The 20,500-nt window shown below is 36.8% G+C and carries 12 protein-coding genes; 5 read left to right on the plus strand and 7 right to left on the minus strand.

Annotated features, from left to right (window positions below; translation table 11 throughout):
- Window positions 1–46 precede the first annotated feature (46 nt).
- The 3 genes from H4K35_RS14720 to H4K35_RS14730 all read right to left on the minus strand — a co-directional run bounded on the left by H4K35_RS14720 (window position 47) and on the right by H4K35_RS14730 (window position 4,665).
- Window positions 47–1,321, minus strand: coding sequence for a gliding motility-associated C-terminal domain-containing protein (locus H4K35_RS14720; protein WP_182628695.1), 1,275 nt, complete (start codon window positions 1,319–1,321; stop codon window positions 47–49).
- Between the two features lie 1,445 nt (window positions 1,322–2,766).
- Window positions 2,767–3,864 carry an AraC family transcriptional regulator gene (locus tag H4K35_RS14725; protein WP_255492493.1) on the minus strand — a complete coding sequence of 366 codons (1,098 nt, stop codon included), beginning with the start codon at window positions 3,862–3,864 and terminating at the stop codon, window positions 2,767–2,769.
- Window positions 3,865–4,065: 201 nt separating this feature from the next.
- Window positions 4,066–4,665 (minus strand): hypothetical protein, encoded by a 600-nt coding sequence (locus tag H4K35_RS14730; protein ID WP_182628696.1) that lies wholly within the window; start codon window positions 4,663–4,665, stop codon window positions 4,066–4,068.
- Between the two features lie 387 nt (window positions 4,666–5,052).
- Between H4K35_RS14730 and H4K35_RS14735 the strand changes: the two genes are divergently transcribed.
- Both H4K35_RS14735 and H4K35_RS14740 read left to right on the plus strand, forming a co-directional pair.
- Window positions 5,053–5,637 (plus strand): Crp/Fnr family transcriptional regulator, encoded by a 585-nt coding sequence (locus tag H4K35_RS14735; protein WP_182628697.1) that lies wholly within the window; start codon window positions 5,053–5,055, stop codon window positions 5,635–5,637.
- Window positions 5,638–5,700: 63 nt separating this feature from the next.
- Complete coding sequence (locus H4K35_RS14740; RefSeq protein WP_182628698.1) at window positions 5,701–6,138, plus strand: carboxymuconolactone decarboxylase family protein; 438 nt, start codon at window positions 5,701–5,703, stop codon at window positions 6,136–6,138.
- A gap of 69 nt (window positions 6,139–6,207) precedes the next feature.
- Here H4K35_RS14740 and H4K35_RS14745 read toward each other — a convergent pair whose 3' ends face one another.
- Both H4K35_RS14745 and H4K35_RS14750 read right to left on the minus strand, forming a co-directional pair.
- Window positions 6,208–7,032 (minus strand): hypothetical protein, encoded by an 825-nt coding sequence (locus H4K35_RS14745; protein WP_182628699.1) that lies wholly within the window; start codon window positions 7,030–7,032, stop codon window positions 6,208–6,210.
- A 1-nt stretch (window position 7,033) separates the two neighbouring features.
- A complete protein-coding gene (locus tag H4K35_RS14750; RefSeq protein ID WP_255492494.1) occupies window positions 7,034–12,616 on the minus strand; it encodes an FG-GAP-like repeat-containing protein in 5,583 nt (1,860 codons plus the stop codon).
- A 585-nt stretch (window positions 12,617–13,201) separates the two neighbouring features.
- Between H4K35_RS14750 and H4K35_RS14755 the strand changes: the two genes are divergently transcribed.
- The 3 genes from H4K35_RS14755 (at window position 13,202) to H4K35_RS14765 (ending at window position 15,009) form a co-directional block, all read left to right on the plus strand.
- Window positions 13,202–14,086, plus strand: coding sequence for a helix-turn-helix domain-containing protein (locus H4K35_RS14755; RefSeq protein WP_182628701.1), 885 nt, complete (start codon window positions 13,202–13,204; stop codon window positions 14,084–14,086).
- A 226-nt stretch (window positions 14,087–14,312) separates the two neighbouring features.
- Window positions 14,313–14,621, plus strand: coding sequence for a hypothetical protein (locus tag H4K35_RS14760; RefSeq protein ID WP_182628702.1), 309 nt, complete (start codon window positions 14,313–14,315; stop codon window positions 14,619–14,621).
- Between the two features lie 37 nt (window positions 14,622–14,658).
- A complete protein-coding gene (locus H4K35_RS14765) occupies window positions 14,659–15,009 on the plus strand; it encodes a hypothetical protein (RefSeq protein WP_182628703.1) in 351 nt (116 codons plus the stop codon).
- 801 nt (window positions 15,010–15,810) lie between these two features.
- Here H4K35_RS14765 and H4K35_RS14770 read toward each other — a convergent pair.
- Window positions 15,811–19,080 (minus strand): SNF2-related protein, encoded by a 3,270-nt coding sequence (locus H4K35_RS14770; protein WP_006256839.1) that lies wholly within the window; start codon window positions 19,078–19,080, stop codon window positions 15,811–15,813.
- Entirely contained in the window at window positions 19,073–20,500 is a 1,428-nt protein-coding gene (locus H4K35_RS14775; protein ID WP_006256838.1) for an EH signature domain-containing protein, read from the minus strand. Before H4K35_RS14775 ends, H4K35_RS14770 begins: the two co-directional genes overlap by 8 nt.

Raw genomic sequence — 20,500 nt, forward strand, 5'->3', positions numbered from 1 at the left:
GCTGATCCCAAAATATATCTTGTTCTTTTTCACGATAAGCTAGGTTTTAATTCGTCTCTAAATGTAGGTAGCCCGATTTTTTAATCGTACGAGAGCCGTGTTTGTCGCTCTTCTCATAGGTCAAAATATAATAGTAGGTCCCACTAGGTAATTGCTCCTTTTTATTTAGCGTTGTACGACCTTCGGAATAACCACGAAATACATTGTCGGAACTGCCATAACCCGTAGTTTCAAATACTTTAACGCCCCAACGGTTGTAGATCTCTACGCGATTGTTTGGATAGCGGTGTAAGTTGTCGATCAGGAAAAAGTCGTTCTTCCCATCTCCATCAGGGGTAACTAAATTGTACACCACTAAATCTTTATCTGCCAGGCGGAGGTCTACCTTGGCCAAGGTGAAATAGCCATAGTCCGTTAAACGAGCGGGGGTAGTAATTTCTTTGGTATCAACTGATACGACACCGCCTTGGTCCACCCAACGTTCTTCTTTCTCATCCCAACGCACAATGTGGAGGTTCTCTTCAGGATTGTCTAAGAGGTCAGCCGTGGTGGTGCGCTCATCCCAACTCAAGGTCAACATAATAGCTCCACTGCTATTGGTCGGTTTTTCTACCTTCCAATACTCCGTCGTATTCAGCTTGATAATGGAGGTACTCGTCTCGGCGTGACTCTTAAAAAATTGGTGATCCCAGGAGATATACTTACTTTGGTAGATATCTTTTTCATTGGGTGGAGATGAAATACGCGCTGGGCGATATACTCCTTTATCCCCAATGGGAAAGACAAAGGCATCTTTGCCGATTTTCTCTACATAGCCATCTGCATGACTCGTATCTGAAGGGTTTAGCGCCTTTGCTCCAGCGTGAAACGTCAACATACCCGCTAGGGAATCGACTTGTACTATACCGTCTTGAAAATCAACACTCCCTTTGATGTTCATCTCGTTTTTTAAATCAAAGCCCATCACTGGGGTTGGATTATTTAGGGTAACCCGATAAAATTCAGAAGGTTGAGTACCAGAGATCAGCTGAGCACCGCCTTGACCCTCTTCGGAAGGCGTGAATACAGCATGCCCACTAGTGGATCCTGTACTGGGATAATATAAATTATCGTTGTTGAAATTGCTGTAATAATAGGTGGAACCATCCGTTTGAACAACACCCGTTGGCGTATTGTCAAAGTCGTAAGTTGTACTAACCACAGCCTCTTTGCCGATCGTTAGCGTACCTTGATTAACTAGGGCGTTTTGATAAGGAGCCTGCCCAAAAATGGGCAAAACTCCAACCAAAAAACACACAAATACATGTATCCTTTTTTTCATAACTTTATTTTTTATTTAGATTTTAGCGCTATTTGAGCAATTCCTTCTACATCACTTAACTAGTCTGAGTGAACGCTTGCCAATCCATGGATCATCATCTCTGCCTACGGGACAAATCTAAAGGACAAAAAAGTTAAAAAAAGAATCAAAAAGCAGGAAAAACAATCAAGAATGTAATTAAACATCTATTAACAATTAAAAAAAAGAGGATCTGTGATTTATTTTTAAAAAAATATATTCCAAAAAATTAAATAAATCAGTTCGTTTTAAAAATAAGTGAGTATATCACTTTATTTGTTCACATTTTTTACTTGTGTTTTAGATAAATAACACAACTACAAAAACGATGGTTAATTGGATTATCTTGCTATTTAACTTCCATAGGGTTTCAAAGGGCAGGTAAATACATAGATTTTTTGTTTATTTAGCTCGTTTAAGTTGTAAAAGAGCATATAAAAGCACAAGAAATGAGTATTGTATGCGAAGGTTAAACGAAATAGATTTAGAAAATAACACGAGTACAGCACCCATATAAACTAAGAAGCTTGCCCAATTCCATGGGCAAGACTTCAATCAAAAAAACACAAATACTCGAATGTATTTCTCTTATATATTGTATCAGCGACTCTAGTTAGTGCTGTTTTTATTGTGGTAATAAGCTAATGACAGCACAAAAAACAACGCTGTACGAGAACTCATTTGCTCGCCTTATATAATTTATGCTTCTTCCTTCCTCTTCTTTTTAATTCTCCTTAGTTTGCTATTACCTTTCAGCTCTACTAGTTCAGATCAGGTACAACTTACTCTTTTAAAGGAATGAGCGGAAGAACAACTGTATTTTGATAAGTCAAAGCTACTGGACTTAAAAGTTAATTACTGCATCAAAAAGCAATTAAAACACAGGAATAGGAAGGATGAAACGCAGTTTTAACGTTTTAAAACAAGACGATTATTTATTGAAAAATAAAGGACTGAGCGCTGCGATACCCTTATACAAATAAAAAAAATAACACCCTAACCTTAAGTCAGTTAGCCAAATCAATTCACGTCCAGTATTTTCCTATTATCACAAGGGCATCACTTTTGTTTTACTCAACAGACAGGTGTATTTCTATTTTTCTTTTTTTCTTAGGACCAATCATATCCATACGCAGGGCAATGACACCTCATTTTGGGAAATCGCTACAAAAATATCAAGAGTCTTTTTCGCTTGCTTTCGCTTCTCTGTGTACTATCTCTTTTTCCCTGCTAACGCATGTCCAATAGTCTTCCTTTCTCCTGGGACTAATACGGTTCTATCACACTAAAATTCTCCAAAAAAAAATAGATTCCTCAGCATAAAAGAATCTATTTTTTTGACTAGTTTATATGAACACTTCTTCATGCAACTCACTTTTCTTGTAGTAGGCGCTTTTTGAAGGTAAATACCCTTTCCTATATGTTTCTTAATCATTCAAGAGTTCGGATGGAGGAAAACCATAGAAATATACAAAGGCACGATAAAATGACAATCGAGTATTAAACCCGCAAACAACAGTTAATTCTTCGACAGTAATATCTTTTTCTTTCTCGCGAATAACATTGATTGCATATTCTACTTTCAATCGATTGATGTATTGTTTAAAACTCGATGATTCTGATTTTTTAAAATAGTCGTGCAACTTATTCTTATCGATTTGCGTAAGTTCGGCTACTTTAAACAAGGTTAGGTTATTGTCGAGAAAAAGTCCAGTTTCAATAACTTTTGTAAAAAGTGCTTGTTTAACTAGCGTAGGATCCAAAAATGTTTCTTCGGGTCGAGCTCCTCCTTTTACTGTTTCCTTTTTCGCTCCTCTTTGAGCTTGTTCTGCGTTTCTTGTAATGGTTACATTTGTTCCCTGAAAATACTTCCATTTTAGCTTTTTTGAAGCTGTAGGTTGACTTTGTTTATTTTGCTGAACAAAATTTACTACTTCGTTACCACAGGCGTATATGCATACACCTAAACTAAATAGAGAAAAAATGAAATCGCTACAATTTAGCGCTTCACCGCCTTTGAGCAAGGCACTACTAAAGAAAAAGAGAGAGACAAACAACAGAACAACATAAAACAAAATGGCTGCTGCTTGATTTTTGGTGTGCCCTTTGTCATTGATATAGTTCAAATAACCGTAGCTACCAAAGCCCAGGGTGATAAAAATACTCAAGGCAAGCAGGGCCGCTTTAAACTGATTGACATTTTCAGGATAAAAATAGGAGCTATAGCCATAAGCAAGGAGTAGAACGAACAATAGGCCTGCAACAGCGACATAATACCTCCATGATCGTCTCTTTTCAACGGTCAACAACAAGAGAAAAGGACCACTCAAACAACTAAAAAGGATACCTAAAGCCAAGTCAGGAGTAAATTCAAACAGAGATGCCCCATAGACTAATAAGGATAAAAGCGCAAGAAAACTACTGATAACCAGAAGATTAATACTTAATATAGTTTTATTCTTTTGGAGAAAAAACATCAAAGTATGTCCCATAAAACCTAAAACAACAAAAAAAATCACGTTCATAATTTAAAAAAGGATAAATCGTATTCTTTATAATTGCCATCCAATAAGCAAGACCAAATAGGGCTTTTACACCTATTTTTTGCTTTACAATAAGCGTATTATTATGATCATGGTCCTTTAGCCAGGTATCATAAATATTTTGACGTTTATATCACAAACATGCACTGTTTACAAAGGCAGTGAAAGGACCTCATTTATTTCCTACTCTTGCCCCCTTTGTACATTTTTATTTTTCACCTGTTTGATACCCCATTGCAACAAAGTTAAAACAGAAATAAAAAGTAGTACGCATTTAATGCCAATATAAAAATGAGGAATATAATGTGCATAGCGATCCTCAAAAAAAGTAGCGGAAACCACCTCAGCATTAACGAGTAAAAAATAAAAGAAAAGAAAACAGTTAACAAAGTATATATACGCTTGAATCTCTTTGTTCACAAAGCGAAAACGCTTAAAATAAAGCAAGAAAAACAAGGCGTACATGATGGCGTAAAAATTAAATAAAAACAGGATGATTCCCTTTTTTTCTTCAAACAGTACTTCAAAAAAAACAAGATTAAATCCGATGACAATTAATTTATAAATTTCGTTTTTCAATGCCTTATTCATCAATTTAGAGGCAAAAGCAATCAAAATACTATTGATAACTACAATAAAAATGGCAGAATTTACTGTAAGTATCAGCCATTGAAACAGAGTAAGACACAGTACAATCATCCCCATTTGAAGCATAAAAAAAGCGTATTCGCCTTTAGGCTCCTTTTTCATTGTCAATACTCCTTTAAATTCAATAGCTTCCATATTTTCTTTTCTCTAGTAGTAAATCAATCAATATATTTCATAATTTTAGACCTATATACCAAAAAAAGTCACAAATTAATACCATTACCAATCAATGATTCATTGCTAAAAAACATTAACATAAAAATTAAAAAATACAATTAATACAACCATTTATCATAAAAAAGATAATTACTATCATTTAAAAAACGAAACACAAGACATAATTAAACCAAACACATCCATTAATCAAAATAAAAAAGTAAATAAAACAATTTCACCACAAAAAAAATTAACATAAAAAAATAAACCATACCGTTTTACTTTCTTGATTATTCAATACCAGGCTGTACAAAGGCTATACATGTTATACCTTTAGCTCCCCTTAATGAATAAAACAATCCTACGATGAACAACACGACGTTATTGATCCAGCATATCGAGCGATTTACGGGGCCTCTTCTTTCTGTGGAAGCTACGGCTATTGCTTCATTTTTTAAGATGAAGAGCCTCGCAAAAAAAGAAATTATACAACAAGCTGATGCTCCCTGTGATGTGATGTGTTTTGTTCTGAAAGGTTGTATGAGAAGCTACTACCTAAAGGAAAATGGCATCGAACAAACGGTGGATTTTGCCATTGAGAATTGGTGGATGACGGACTTCTTAGCTTTTGAACAACAAGCATCGAGTAGTTTCTCTCTACAAGCTGTAGAGCGAACTGAAATTTTTTATCTTTCAAGTCGAGAATACACCTCTTTATTGCGCGCACATCCAATCATGGAAAAATACTTTCGCTCTGTTTTCCAAAAGGCGTTTGGCGCGGCACAACACCGCCTAAAATTCTTATATGCCTTTAGTCGAGAAGAATTGTACTTCCACTTTGAAGAGCAATTTCCCGCTTTTGTACAGCGTATTCCGCAATATCTCTTAGCCTCCTATTTGGGATTCAGCCCTGAGTATTTGAGTGAAATTCGAAAGAAGCGCTTTTCTTAAACCAGTTGAAGTTTTCTCGTTGCTGTAGGTTGTAGTTTTGAGGGAAATAAAAACAAGGAAAATATGTCAAACAGAAAATCAATCTACAGCGTAGCGCCTAAGGCTTATGAAGGCATGCTCATGCTAGAGAAGTACCTCAACGAATCAAACCTCAGTGCCACCCACAAAGAATTAATAAAAATACGAGCTTCCCAATTGAATGGCTGTGGGTATTGTTTGGATATGCACTGCAAAGATGCGTTGAAATATGGCGAGTCTGTACAGCGTTTACTGGTCTTGGCTGCTTGGAGGGAAACTACCCTATTTACAGCTGAGGAACAAGTTATTCTGGCCATGACGGAAGCAATCACTTTACTGCACACAGGCGGAATAAGCGACGAGCTTTATGCTCAAGCCGAACAGCTATTTGATGCAGCGTATTTGGCTCAATTGATCATGTGTATGGTCACTATTAATGCATGGAATAGAATTGGTGTAGCCACCCATTTAAAGGCAAAATAGGTCAAACAAAAAATGCTTGAGCCTCTGCTCAAGCATTTTTTTATGAAATAGGTTCTGTCTGATGTAGTACTACAACCCGAAGCTATAGGTCACTTTTAAACCGACATTGAACATGCGCAATTTATACTTATCGCTTTCTCCTTGTAATACACTGTTAATTTTCTCGCCATTATCATAGCTCATTAATCCCGTGTTTTCCTGACCAGAAGAAGCTAAGTCATAATCGCCATAAATCCCGAAGTACAAAGATTGATCGTCTGAAAGTGTGTATTTCACACCTACTTCTCCGAGGATAAAAAAGCCGTTGTTCAACTTTATTTTATCTTCTTCTTTTTTGTCTCCTAACTTACCGAAACCAGCCCAAATGGGATTAAACAATTCGGCATCCCATTGTGCGTAATACCCACTAGTTTCAATAGCCTCTAGCGATCGTTTGGACGTGGCCTTGAAGAACAATTGATACTTTAGTCCTACAGCAGCATATAAACGCAGGTTCTCACTGCCTAGACTAGGTCCTTCATACTGCAATTTGAAGGGAATTGCCAAGTAATTCCCCTTGATATCCTCAGTGAATTTCGCTAGTTTATAGCGATATTCAAAAAGATCTCCTTGCGAATCAATCGCTGCATGGGTTCCATGATAGTTATTTATTTTCTTTGTTACACTATAAGCGCCAAATTCCATTCCCGCACCTAAACTCAAATTTTCTTTGAGGGGATGCATATACAGGGCAGAGAATCCAAAGTTATGTCCATCTGATAGTTTTGAACTGGGCTTTTTCATTCCTGTTACACCTCCTGAGATAGAAAATGCGACTTCTTGTCCACTGACGTTGGTTGTACTCAATCCCAAGAACATACAAACCGCCAATCCCGTTATTTTTATTGTTTTCATCTTATTTCTTTACTACAAATTTGATTGACTCTTTTTGACCGTTTAATTCGAAAACAGCCACATACATTCCACTCGGCAAGTTTTGCGGTAAGCTAATCTCAGTCAATTCTCCTTCCATTGCTACCGAGTGCAACAACTGTCCGCCAAGGCTGTAAATTTTAACTGGAATCCCCGCTAAATTGGCATTGATTCCCTTGACAACCAACGTTACTTTTTGCCCTAATACCACAGGATTTGGATACAGCTGAATCTCTTTATTTTGCCCATTTACCTCTTCCATAGGGCAAACGTGAATGTTCTCTCCATCTTTGGTCGTTACAATAGCGTGATATACATCGTTGTAATCAAGTAATCCTGTTTTTCCGACAGAATACACTTGCTCTTCCGAAACTAATGTTCCATTTTTAAACCATTGGAATCCTGAGAAGTGATAGCCTCCATTGGTTTGTGGATTATTGTTAATCAATAGGGAGTTATTGAATTTATTCACGGCAATATCCTTAAATGCGAATGCCTTTTCTACGATTAGGGTGTAGTGCTCAATTACTTTTCCATTTTGAGAGGTAATTGTTATTGTTTGTTTGTAAATACCCGGTTTAGGCACTGCAATAACAAATTGGTTACTCGGTTGTACTTGAGCTCCTTCATCTACAACAACGTTGATTTGAACGGTTTCACTACTATCATCACAAGAGATCAAATGATAAATTTCCTTTTGTGGTTTATCGTAGTATTCCTCTCCAATCCATAGTTCGTGAATAGTTGCATCGTTGTTTACAATGCGCAACACAAGGCGAACTGCTGTAGCTGCATGATGGTTTGCATCACCGGCTTGGGAAACAGTAATGGTTATTTCCCCTACTTTTTTAAGTGTTACCCAACCTGATTCACTTACTTCTGCTGCAGGTTTACTTCCTGTATATTCATAAGTGTATTGTAAAGGTAAGGTTGACGTACTACGCGCCTGTAGTTGGAAATCGTCTGTCTCTGATAAGATCAGCGTTTGTATCTCGTCCAAGGTAATTACTTGGGGTGCTTTTTCAATAGTTAAAAGAGCCTTTAGCTGCTGACTTACATAGTTAGTTCCGCCTTGAATCTTCGCTTCAACTTCATAGCGACCTACGGCTGTTTTACCATTATTGATGTGCTCAACAGTTACTCCCTGAGGAATAGTTCCAGATACGTATATGGATTTTGGCGTTCCATCATACACAAAAGTGCGATCTTCAAAAAGAATTCCTACTAGGGTTGCTTTGGTAATAGTTAAATTGGCAGTAAGCTCTAAGTTTCCATAGCGTTCTCCACCTACAATTGTAGCAATTACCTGGTATACCCCTGCGTTTATCTTTCCGTTATTCGTATAGGTAACGGTTACTCCTTCTGGCAATTCACCTGAAATGGCTAGGGTATGTTCCGTTCCATCGTATACAAAAGTTTGATTTTCAAAAGTTAAACCAGACAATTGATGACGGATGATTAGGCGTGCCTCTAATTCGCGATCCTCGTAATTTACACCACCTGATACACTCGCTTTTACGAGGTAACTTCCGACTTCAACTTGTTCATTCCCTTCGTAAGTAACCGTTACGCCTTCAGGTAGGTTTTGTGTAATATAGATCGATTTTGGCGTTCCATCATAGATAAACGATCCACTGTCAAACACTAGATTGTTTAATCTCGCTTTCGCAATTTCTAAGGTTCCTGCCTGGTATTGAATGTCATAGTTATGGGATTCGTATCCGCTTATTTCAATCGGATAGGTTCCTACCTGTGTAGCTTCTAGGGCTGCACCCGCATAATGAGGTTCACCTGTTAAAACAGCAGCAGTTTCTCCGTATACCAATCCGGTATAACTCACTGCCCATCTGGTGTGAACTGCAGCATCATACACTTTTGTTTGATCTGTTGCAATTACTGTTAACGGTGCTTTTGCCACCTGTAAATTAAAGCGAACTGCTGTTGCTGGTAAGTATTCCTCATTTCCTTCTTGACTGATGACTACTTCCGTTTCTCCTGCTCCTTTAATAACAAGTAAACCATTTTCAACTACTGCTACGGCCGCATCAGAAACGGCATAAGTCAACGGCAAGTTACTTGTTGTTTCTCCTACACCAAATGGAGCATCTCCATAAACCTTACTTACATCTGCAGCAGTAATAATTTGTTCTTTTAATTTAATGGTTTCGAATGTTATCTTTTCCCAAGTATCACATCCTGACACGCGAACGTACACATCATATGTTGTTTCGGCTGTTAAACCTTCAATCAATTGATTGTACCCCACTAGATCGATTGAAGTACCCGATCCACGTTCAAATCCTGCTGGACCATATTCTATTTCGAATGCCGTCGCATTAGATGCAAGGGTCAAGGTTGCTTGTTCTTCTCCAATCTGATCTATACTCAAGGTTATTGGAGGGCAACGCAAAGCTTCAATATTGATTGTAACAGTAATTTCTCCATACGTTGTTCCATCTTGAACAGCAGTTGCTCTTACTTTTACTTCTCCATTTCCAATGGCTGTCAGTACGCCATTTTGATCGATGCTACCAAGTGTTTCTCCTTCCGTCATCGACCAAGTCACTGCTTGATTTGTTCCGGCTGGCAACACCTGAGCCACTAATTGAAGTGTACCATTTTCAGCTGTTATTTCAGCTGGAACACTATTTGCTGTAGTTACTTCTACACCCGTTACAGGAATTCCAGTTGTTATATTGAGGGTATAATCTTCTACTTGTCCTAAGTAATATCCTACAGGACATGGCACATTCTCTAATACTCCAAGTGAGCTTGTTGGGTTGTGATACATACTGACAATGCGCATTCTGGTTTGACCAATCAACGCATCAGCAGGAACTGCAATGGTAGCTGTAAGTTCGCCAATTCCATTACCTACATTTTGCAAGAAGCCTAACTCTATGCTTTCTGCTTCAGAAAACTGAAAATCATGGTTAAAATCAATATATGCTTTCACAAGGAAATTATCTTGTTCCTGCGTTTTCCCTTTTACAGCTACCGTATAGGTTTGACCTTGTTGCGCCTCGACGATTACAGTTGTAAAGTTTTCATATGCAGGCGCTTGATCAATCAAATCACTACTTGTCTGTGTAGTTTCATCAAAAGTAAACTCGAAAATAGGCACCGTATACGAACCATTTCCTACTTCTGGCTCACAATAGTCACCACCTGGATTCACATTTTTCGCTGATTTAATACAGCGAACGGATGATCCTTGTTGTCTCCAACCGCCGGCATTGGGATTCATTGTTATATTACTGTAATACAAGTATTTTGCATAGTCTGTTGAATTTTCAGAAGTCGACTTACTCCAATAATAACCGCGAACGCCATCACTGTAAACACCATCAGTTCCTCTAGCTCCTGCAACAGTCAAACGCAAATTACTGTCAAATGCTGTTTGTATATTCGTAATAGACTCCGCAGCAATAATATCTGCCCATTCAACACTAGTAGGCGTGCTCCAATCCTCGCCTAAGGCTTTACACGGATCACAACCATTGGTTGCTGAGATTGCTTCTGGTGAAGCAGCTTCCCACGTATCCGTTGTATTTCCTGCACTCCACCATTGTGGTGAGCTCACTATAAATCCTCCATTACTTTGTGCAACACCCGAAGGGTTGTTTGGAGATACCCCTCCTCTAAAAACTGGAGAAGTTCTGTTTTGATGACCATCATCCCAACGTCCCCATTGGAATAAATCTCCATAGGCTAAAGCATCTGTAGCTGCTGTTGCTACCTGCTCACTTCCTAAATTCTGTTGCAACCAAATACTTCCATCGGCTGTGCGAACTGTTGTATAGGTAACTTGCTGACCATTATAAACGAAGGTAATACATCCTGTATCTCCTGGATTCTCTCCTGGCTCTTCATTATTACAAGCGGGTTGAACGGGTTCTGACGTAAGATGTAAAGTATAATCCTCAACTTGTCCATAATATGCATTATTACACGCATCTTCATCTTCTCCCTCCTCATATCCAGTCCACATGTCTTTGATAATTCGCATACGCGTTTTTCCTACCACAGCATCGTCTGGAATGCGGATTTGGAACGTTACCTCAACGTCATCTTCTCCTGTTGATGGAGACAGTGAAGCTGCATAATATTCGGTTGCAGGATCAAACTGACCGTCCTTATTCCAGTCGATAAATACTCTGATATCATTAACCATTGCCTCCTGCGTTGGTGGCGGAATATTGGTGTTCCCTTGAACGTGTAAAGTATAGGTTTGACCTATTTGAACATTGGCTTCCATTGCTGTAAAATTCTCATAACCCGGTGATCCTCCAATACGTGCATCGGTGCGATTTTCCAAATCTGCCATTTTTACAAACGTAATAGGTTCTACCCCATAATCAGCCGTAACAGGGCAATAACCATCTGGATCATATGTATTTTCAAATAGAATCGCACGGGTAACACCATTGTCAAATCCTGTTACAAAAAGATCTTTATCTCCATCGTTGTCATAGTCAAACCAAACTGCTCTAGCATTATACAAGCCTGGCACTACAGCCGAATTTTCCTCGTGAAGTACAAAAGCTTCGTTGTTTTGATTCTCGTAGAAAAACGTTTTATTCCCCTCAGAAGCTGTACCACCAAAAGCAAATACATCTAAAAACCCATCGTTGTTGTAATCAACCAACGCACAAGCACCTGCAACTGTTCCTTGGAATTCAAAGGAAGAAGGCGTATAATTTCCTGCACCGTCATTTAAGTATAATTTTAAACTTGGAGCGAAGGTTGAATCCATACCAGAAATCAACAAATCTAAATCGCCATCCCCTTCAAAATCTGCAACGCTAATTGATGAAAAATAAATTCCGCCAATACCTGATCCTTCGTGTTCAATAAAATCGCCATCGCCTTTATTTAAATACAACTTTGTTTCAGGTCGGTAATTGGTACTAAAGCCTGTGATTAAAATATCGTCAAGACCATCTCCATTAGCATCGAATATAGCAGAGGCACTAAAGTAGGTGCCCATAAATGTATTGTTTGATGCGACAAAGCTTCCATCCTCTTGTTGGAAATAGAGCTTAGATACATAAACACTCGAACCTTGTCCGTTGACAAATATATCCATGCGTCCATCTCCGTTTAAATCGGCAATGTGAACACTCCCCCAACTAACGGCTTCGATTCCTGTATCATCGCGTTTTCTAAACGTATTATTTCCCATGTTGTAATAGATTTCAAAAACCTTAGTATTATCAGGAATACCAGGTTCTTTTCGAATTCCCGTAATGGCAAAATCCATCAATCCATCTCCGTTTAAATCGCCCACGGCTATAGCCGAATACATAATCAATGAAAACTCATCTTCAAGGGGAACAAACTGCCCGGCTTCATTCACATAGACAGAAGTATTCCCTACTTCATATCCCACTATGGCACCTGAGTATATCAAATCGGGATAGTCATCTCCATTAATGTCCATCACTGCACAATCGCCAAAGAAAATCCCGTCAAATGTTTGGGAGGTAACTTGGCGAAAATCCTGTGCATAGCTGCTAAAACAGCCTATAATACTTAAACATAGTGCATAAAAAATACACTTCATTTTATGAGTACACATCTTATTTTTTTTAGTCATGATTAATTAACTTAAATTAATTTTGCTTTTATTGAGTCCCTAACTCAACGAACGCAGTAGGTTGGGGGTTATACTACGTCCTGTCAAAAAGCGAAGAACGACAGGAAAGAAATGCCGTCCTTTAGGTGTAAAATCTGGGTATAAATGATTCATATAAATGGTGTTTTTAATTCTAACACAAAACTATTTATATTAAATCTAATTAAAAACAAACTGAATTCATTTGTAGAATTTTCTATACAACACTAGAATAGCGAGGCAATAGACAATAGAATTAGTCTAATTAAATATAAATTACTATTATTTTGTTAATTTTTCACTAAGTATTGTTCCTTAAAACCGCAGTATAGGGAGTGTTAAATCGACATTTGTCTACGAATCAGGCGAATTAGTTCGCAGACATTCCTTTTTTAATACACCTATACGTGCTTTAGGAATAACACAATACCTACTAAGATGTTTGCCAATTACTTGGGAATACTTTTACATCCCTTAGAAAAACAATACCTTAGCTACACGAATTGTCCATGGTCTTTTTTCAATTTACAACTTATGTCTGATCAGATTTACAACTATTCGATTCAGGATATGCTCCAACTGCTTGAACACGATTTTCAAGAAAGTGGGTTATACCTGGATTTTCGACGTAATTATTCGGATAATCCGCTAAAACATCCGTATCGCAACCACAACTATACCCTTATAATTGTTACCCAAGGAACGATAGAGGTACAACTAGATCTCATTTCCTACCAATTAGCGGCCCATACGCTTGCACTCATACCGCCTCAAACTGTTATATACTTTAAGCAGTTAAGCGAGGATCTACATTTTGTCACCTTGAGTTTTGACAAGTCCTTTGCCATCGATCACACGCAAAATGAAAAGAGTGATTTCACACTGCTTGCTCCGCATACTGTTACGCATTTAGGGCTGTCAGATGAGCAACTCCAAACACTGCTAACCCTTTGTGAATTAATGGATCAAAAAAACAAGCAAAAAGATTCCATTCCACAGTATATCGAGGCCATCCACCACCTTTTTGCTGTGTTCTTGCTCGAGCTGAAAGCTATTAGTGTAGCTAACAACACCGATCTAAAAGAACGCACCTCGAGAAAAGAACATTTGACCCTGCATTTTTTAGAAACACTGCAACTGCATTTTAAAAAGGAAAAACACATTCGCTTTTATGCGGATGAGCTATGTGTTTCAGAACGATATTTAGCGAAAGTGGTTAAAGAAGTTACCTCTAAAACCATAGGTGAACTCATTGACAAGGCGGTGATTTTGGAAGCTCAACTCCTGCTGTCAAACTCCTCACTGAGTATAGGAGAGATTGCTGATGTGCTTAATTTTAACACGACTTCCTTTTTCGGCAAGTTTTTTAAGCGAAACGTCGGCTGTTCGCCCCGGGCTTATAGAAACAGTTTGGCGTAGTCAAGCTCAGTTTACTTGCATTACATCGGTCTTGTTCGATTGAAAGCAATGGGATTGAAAGACGCTTAAAAAACGAAGAGAGGGAATACCCTAGGTCAAAAACGAGTTGATATCGCAAAAAAGGCGTATTTTAGACCAATTATAGGTACAAATAGTTCTTTTTTCCGCGCTTTATTTGAACCAAATTTGCAGTGACAAAACGCCAACAGACATTTATACATCAACCATGAGTAAACATTATATCACGTGTAGTGCTTGTAAAACAGAGAATTTAAACAGCGATTATTGCACCAATTGCGGAGAGATCATCAACGTGGTGTTAAAACGCCAAATGGAACAACAGCGCATTCAGGAGGAACGCATACAGAAAGAACTCCAGGCTGAGCCGACAAAAGTGGAAAAACTCTTCAGAAAACTGCGCTATCACCCCAACCCTTTAGTGCGTGTGCTTATGATAATTGCCAACACTATTTGGATGATTATTGCGGGAATTGCAGCTGGAATTGCCTATCTGATTGGGATGATCGCTGCCTGAGTACCTCATCTAGTACAAATACGGTATAACGAAATCTATGAGAAAAGCGCTCTTTTATAGTGCCTTGAGTATTGCTGCAGTCATCTATATGTTTCAGCAAACGGGCCAAGCCCTCCCCTCTTGGGTTAATAACTACGTCAATGATTTTCTTACCCTTCCACTGGTTCTTGGGATTTGCTTGTTTGTCGCACGAAAAATCAAGGGGGACAAACAGCTCCAACTTCCATTGCCGTTGATCTTGACTATTACCGCCTTCTATTGCTTTTATTTTGAGTGGTATCTCCCTCAACACAATGATAGATATACTGGCGACGTCGTCGATTGTTTGCTTTATTTTGCAGGAGCTACAGTTTTCTATCTACTCCATAGCGTAGATCACAAAAAATAGGGCCAAACTGCGCATCTTTCTTCTTTCTACTTTTGCTGGCCATTGCTGATGCTATTCTTGATCGTATAGTAAACTCTTCCCGTGGAATAGATCTTAACGGAATCATTAAAGGACATGCTTGTAGCGGTTGAAATAACTTTTTAAAGTGGCTGCATTTAACCGAAATAGGTGGTGCAGTCCGACCGAAATAACCATAAATATCAGCATATTGAAATAAACAAGAAACGAACTTGTAAAAGGTTTGTAAGGGGTTTGTAAGGGAAAAGTTAATATTTACTAGGGTTTAAGGCCTTTTTACCTATGTTACCCTTTACAAACCATTTACTATCCCTTTACTATCCCTTTACTATCTACCTCTAATTTTCCCCTTTAGCAAGTGGTCCATCAGCCTTTGTTGCAACAACGAATCATTCTACCGCCTAGTGTAAGGCCAAGAGGCTCCCTCTCTTTCCTCCGGGCCATAGGAGGCGGATTTTCGCGTTTTCAGAACTAAGAAAGGAATCATCGTAAGGGGGAATTAGGCATTCAACTGAATAAAATGAAAATCCACTTCGAAAGGAAAAAGGAGTACATATTCCATACAGGATATATAGACAAAAAAACCGATAACTATCGTTATCGGTTTTCTTTGCGGAGAAAGAGGGTTAGCCTCTTTTATGCCGTATGCTATATAAATAGGGAGATTCACTTTTTTGGATTGTGGTGAGCACCTTATTCGGAAAGTTTTATGCTATGATTGGAATCGTTTGATTCTGATTCAAATATACTGTTTATAAATTGATTTTGAAAGAAAAGAGATTGCTATATTCGTGCCATTCGTTGAGATTCAATTTTATTAATATCTTGTATCGTTATATTGTTTTGAATTACTAAATTTTCAAGATGATCTCGGTTTAATAAACTAATATCATTAGACTTTGCTAAAAGCGTAGCTGATGAGCTGTAATTATTATTAGTTATCGTAAGTAATTTGAACTGCTCCTTAAATCTGTCCTCGTAATATTTCTTCGCAGTACAAATTTCTTGTATTGCATCATTCCCAACTAATGATTTTGTTTGCTTGGCCTGTATGAGGTAATTTTCCCCGTTCCTTAAAGCTACAACATCTACACCTTTGTCATTGGAATAAGGTGTAAGATAAACTTCAAAACCTTGACATTTATAAAGCGATGCTATACTTGCTTCAAAAAGATTTGGATAAAGTTTATCAATTTCAGTCATTGAAAGCGGTTTAGGCTTGCACTCTGTTTTCGTTCCAAAAATATTTCCAAAAAGTTCATCAGGTGTAATTTCTGCTTGTTCTGTTGGGAATAACGTATTACTTGCCAATGCTTTTTTGTTATTCAATAATGTATCAAGAATTTCATCGAAAGACTTTAACCTACTACCATCTTCACCTTTCATCTCCTCAGGGAAAATTGCCATAGGATAATATACAAACACATCCTTTTGTTGCCCGATTCTGTATGCTCTATCTGTTGCTTGTTCTTCTTTCGCAGGATTCCAATGTCTTGTATAATGAATAATGTGATTGGCTTTTGTAACATTCAATCCAACACCTGCTGCTATTGGCGACATAATAATTACATTGAATCCATCTTCTGACTGAAATCTATCAATAGTTTGCTGTCGGCTTAATTTTGATTTACCTTCTAACTTCTTGGTCGTTGGAGTATCTCCGTTGATAATGCTTGCAAATATTCCAAAAATGTCATAAACTATTTTCTGCAACATTTTTTGGGTTTCTCTTCTGTCTGCAAATACGATAACTTTTTCTTTCTTATATTGTATGTCTGTTAAAATCCCTACTGTTGTTTGCAATTTGGACGAGCTTTTTATTAGGTCATCACTTGTAAAATTTAATATTTGATTTTCTAATAAATAAGGATGGTCAGATATGTCTCTAACAGCCCAAAGCGATTTTAGTTTTTGATTTCTTCTTTCAACTCCTTCCAATTCTGAATCATTTGCTATTGCAATTTCATTTTTGTATCGGTCTAATTGAACAGATGGCATTACTTTTTTGATTCTTGAATTTTGATTATCGTGTTTTTTAGGTAAATCTTTTGCAACATCGCTTTTTAATCTTCTTTTGATAAATACACCAATGTTGTTACGAAGTTGTTCCGTTAATACTTTAATATCTGTATTCTCATCGCTTAAGGGTTTTTGATATTCTTTTGCAAAATCTTTGGCATTACCCAGAAGGCCAGGAACTGCATAATCCATTAAACACCAAATATCAACCAAAGTGTTTTCTACTGGCGTTCCTGTCATTGCAATTTTAAAATCGGCTTTTAGAGCTTTACTTGCATTAGTTATTAGTGTTCCAGGGGTCTTAATTTTTTGTGCTTCGTCTAATGCAATAATTGCAAAATTAACTAAACCTAAACTAATTTGATATGAACGTAACGTTTCATAGTTTGTTAGAATAATTTGTTTGAATTGCAGCCTTTTTGCATCTTGTTGGTTTTGAATTGGGTTGTTTTCTTTTGTTAATGAAACACCGCCATACAATTTACATAATTGTAAATTCTGTGGACTAAAAAATTTCTCATATTCGTTTTCCCAATTTTCGAGTAAACTAACAGGTGCAACAATTAAATAAGGTTTATTGTCATCGTATGTTTGGCTATGCCATTCTATGAAATACAAAAGCTGTAAGGTCTTACCCAATCCCATATCATCCGCGAGCAATCCGCCTGCAAAGTTTCCTTTGAATAAAGATTGCAACCAAGAAACCCCCTCTTTTTGATGTTCTTTTAAACTAATACCGATATTCAAATTGGGGATTTCGTAAAAACTATGTTTTAGGTTTTTAGGTAGTTCATCCCCTTTTGAAAACTCGGTTAGTTCTGCATTTTCTTTGATAATCAGAACTTCGTGGTCTGTTTTCTTCTCTTGCTTTATGGGTTTGTTTGGGGATTCAAATTGCTTTTTTGCAGTTTTGATAAACTTTTCAGCATGTTCAATAGGAATTTCGGCGTTTTCCCATTCAACGTTTTGTTTGTTTTCTTTTATAGCTTTTTCTTTTTGCTCAATAAAGTCATTGAGTTTTTCTAGCGTTTTGAAATATATTTTTTTTTCTCCATCAACTTTATCTTTTATTACAATTCCCGGAATCCATTGTGATTTATATGGACTTGCAAATGGGTAGAACTTCGGACTGTAAACCCCAATTTCTTTTACTCTATCGCTGTAAAAAACAGTAAAATCAATTACCTCATCATCAAAAACCAATTCAGGGTGCTCAATAATCTCTTGTATTCTTTCACGGTCTGAAATTTTTCTATGCGTTTTTATTTTTTGAAGTTCAGCTTTCTGATTTTTCGATATAACTACTCTTGTAGTTTCTCCATTATTTGATGATACCGGATAAACGTCACGCACTATTGGCAACCTATCAAAAGTATTGGTGAAGCCAATTGTATTGTCAATTTCTATTGTTGGGATGATTTCAAAAAGACCGTTATTAAAATCAATATCCAATTTTATTTTTTCAGGAATAAATAATTCCTGATTGCTTAAGAACTGCTCTAAAGTCAATCCGCTTTCTTTGGATAGCGTTTTTAATTCAGATAGTTTTTTTAAGTTGGTTACATTCCCTTTTTCAGTTTCAGGTAAATTGTTAAATTCTTCAATTGCTTCACAAAGCAAATATTGATTTTCTGAAAGTAAGTACTCTGTTTCTTCAATTTTAATTATTGCACTGTTTCGGTTTGTTTTTAACCTTGTTCCATTTGGTGCAAAATCGAAAAACCCATATTTGAACTTAAAAGAGTTATGTGTTAAAGTTCCGTCTGATTCGACTAAAATCTCATAAGGATAACCGTTTGGTAATTCTAAAATTAGCTTATCAATGTCGTTTAGCTTTAGAATATCAATACATTCAACTTCGCAAGAGTTTTCTGTATAGTCTGCTAATCCGTTATCATGTAGCTCTGTTAGAATTGCAATCTGTGATAAAAATTCTGATTGCAGTTTTTCCCAATCTGAAACAGATGTTTTATTTCCTGAATTATTAAGGAAGTAAAATGAAAATTTGTTGTTTTTTTGTGTATATCTAAACATTTATTCCTGCTATATTTTTAAACCAGTATTCAAATACTTGCTCCCAACTCAAGTCACCATCATTATGCGTTAATCGACCTTCTGTGTTGGTTGTGTTAATACTATATCCAGAACGATAAACTAGCATAGGCATTGAACCATCCCTTAATTCATCAACACTTTCTAATCGATAGTTTAAATTTGGTTTATTTGTTTCGCTAATTTTGTAAGCATAGAAAGCATATCCCGCATCGCTAAACTCAATTAACATATAATTACCAATATAAAGGATAAATGCTGATATATCTCTGTTGCTAGGAACTGTTTGGAATCTGCCGTCTAAATATTCAATTATTCTATCATCTCGTTTGAGAATGTTTTTTGTGTGAATTGGTCCATAAACTTTAAAAGAGACCCTGTTTTTTGATGCAACTTTAAGCCAAAAGCGTTTTCTCCTTTCATCATTAATACACACTCTAAAGAAAATATCAATAAATTGTTTTGCAATCCATTCATCTAAAATATTTCTTGCTTCAATAATCTCTCTACGTTCCACTTCTGTTGCGTTGTCAAACGCTGTCCAATTTGAAGCATTGCTTGGATCTCCTATTTGAGTGAAAGCTATTTTTTTCACACTATCTTGTACTGTAAAAAATTCAGACTTGTTGACTTGAATAATGATTTTGCTAATAAGTCTTTTATTCGTAACCGAATTGTTGTGCTTTAGAAGAGCTTCATTCAAATTGTCGATTTCGTCAGATATTTTACTTTTGTTTCTTTCATAATAGGTTACAATAACTTTAGAGAAGTAGGCATAATCGAACCATGATTCAGGTACACCCAATATTTTTGTAGCTTCTTGAATTGGTTTGTTAAGTTTTGAGATGGTATCGCCTAAAATCAAATCTCCATTTTTTGTATTGAAGTAACGTTTATTTTTTTTGAAAGATATTAATGTACTTCTATTACCTGAATAGTTGTCTAATTTCTGGTGGATAAACGTTCCCAATTGTTCTAATGATTTCGAATATTTTGTTTCCCAATTCTTCAAAAAACAATCTATCAATCCAACTAAAAATGAATCACGCCAATTTGATTCTAATAATGTCAAAGCATATTTCAACTCATCTTCATTAATGAAAACAGAAGTCAAGTTTTGCTCTGAATAATTTAGAGAATAGGTAAGAGTCCTTAATTCTCTCCGTTCAAAACCCACATCGTTATTGTTGATAGATTTTTTAAATTCTCTAAAAACTTGTGGAATAAGATTATCTCCTGAAAATGAAAAAGAGCTCGCACCAACATCTTCTGTTATTTTATGAAGTTTATCAATTCTATGATCGTTCAATGATACAAGCGAAATAGGAATAATATTCTGTGCCAACTGCTGAAATGTGGTTGGTGAAAAATGAAATTGTAATATGTCTTGGGTTGTCGCCAT

The organism is Myroides sp. NP-2, assembly GCF_014145665.1.
Lineage (GTDB): Bacteria > Bacteroidota > Bacteroidia > Flavobacteriales > Flavobacteriaceae > Flavobacterium.

Coding starts and splice junctions, on each gene's coding strand:
- H4K35_RS14720 (WP_182628695.1), bottom strand. CDS start 1,321: ATGAAAAAAAGGATACATGTATTTGTGTGTTTTTTGGTTGGAGTTTTG.
- H4K35_RS14725 (WP_255492493.1), bottom strand. CDS start 3,864: ATGAACGTGATTTTTTTTGTTGTTTTAGGTTTTATGGGACATACTTTG.
- H4K35_RS14730 (WP_182628696.1), bottom strand. CDS start 4,665: ATGGAAGCTATTGAATTTAAAGGAGTATTGACAATGAAAAAGGAGCCT.
- H4K35_RS14735 (WP_182628697.1), top strand. CDS start 5,053: ATGAACAACACGACGTTATTGATCCAGCATATCGAGCGATTTACGGGG.
- H4K35_RS14740 (WP_182628698.1), top strand. CDS start 5,701: ATGTCAAACAGAAAATCAATCTACAGCGTAGCGCCTAAGGCTTATGAA.
- H4K35_RS14745 (WP_182628699.1), bottom strand. CDS start 7,032: ATGAAAACAATAAAAATAACGGGATTGGCGGTTTGTATGTTCTTGGGA.
- H4K35_RS14750 (WP_255492494.1), bottom strand. CDS start 12,616: ATGAAGTGTATTTTTTATGCACTATGTTTAAGTATTATAGGCTGTTTT.
- H4K35_RS14755 (WP_182628701.1), top strand. CDS start 13,202: ATGTCTGATCAGATTTACAACTATTCGATTCAGGATATGCTCCAACTG.
- H4K35_RS14760 (WP_182628702.1), top strand. CDS start 14,313: ATGAGTAAACATTATATCACGTGTAGTGCTTGTAAAACAGAGAATTTA.
- H4K35_RS14765 (WP_182628703.1), top strand. CDS start 14,659: ATGAGAAAAGCGCTCTTTTATAGTGCCTTGAGTATTGCTGCAGTCATC.
- H4K35_RS14770 (WP_006256839.1), bottom strand. CDS start 19,080: ATGTTTAGATATACACAAAAAAACAACAAATTTTCATTTTACTTCCTT.
- H4K35_RS14775 (WP_006256838.1), bottom strand. CDS start 20,500: ATGGCGACAACCCAAGACATATTACAATTTCATTTTTCACCAACCACA.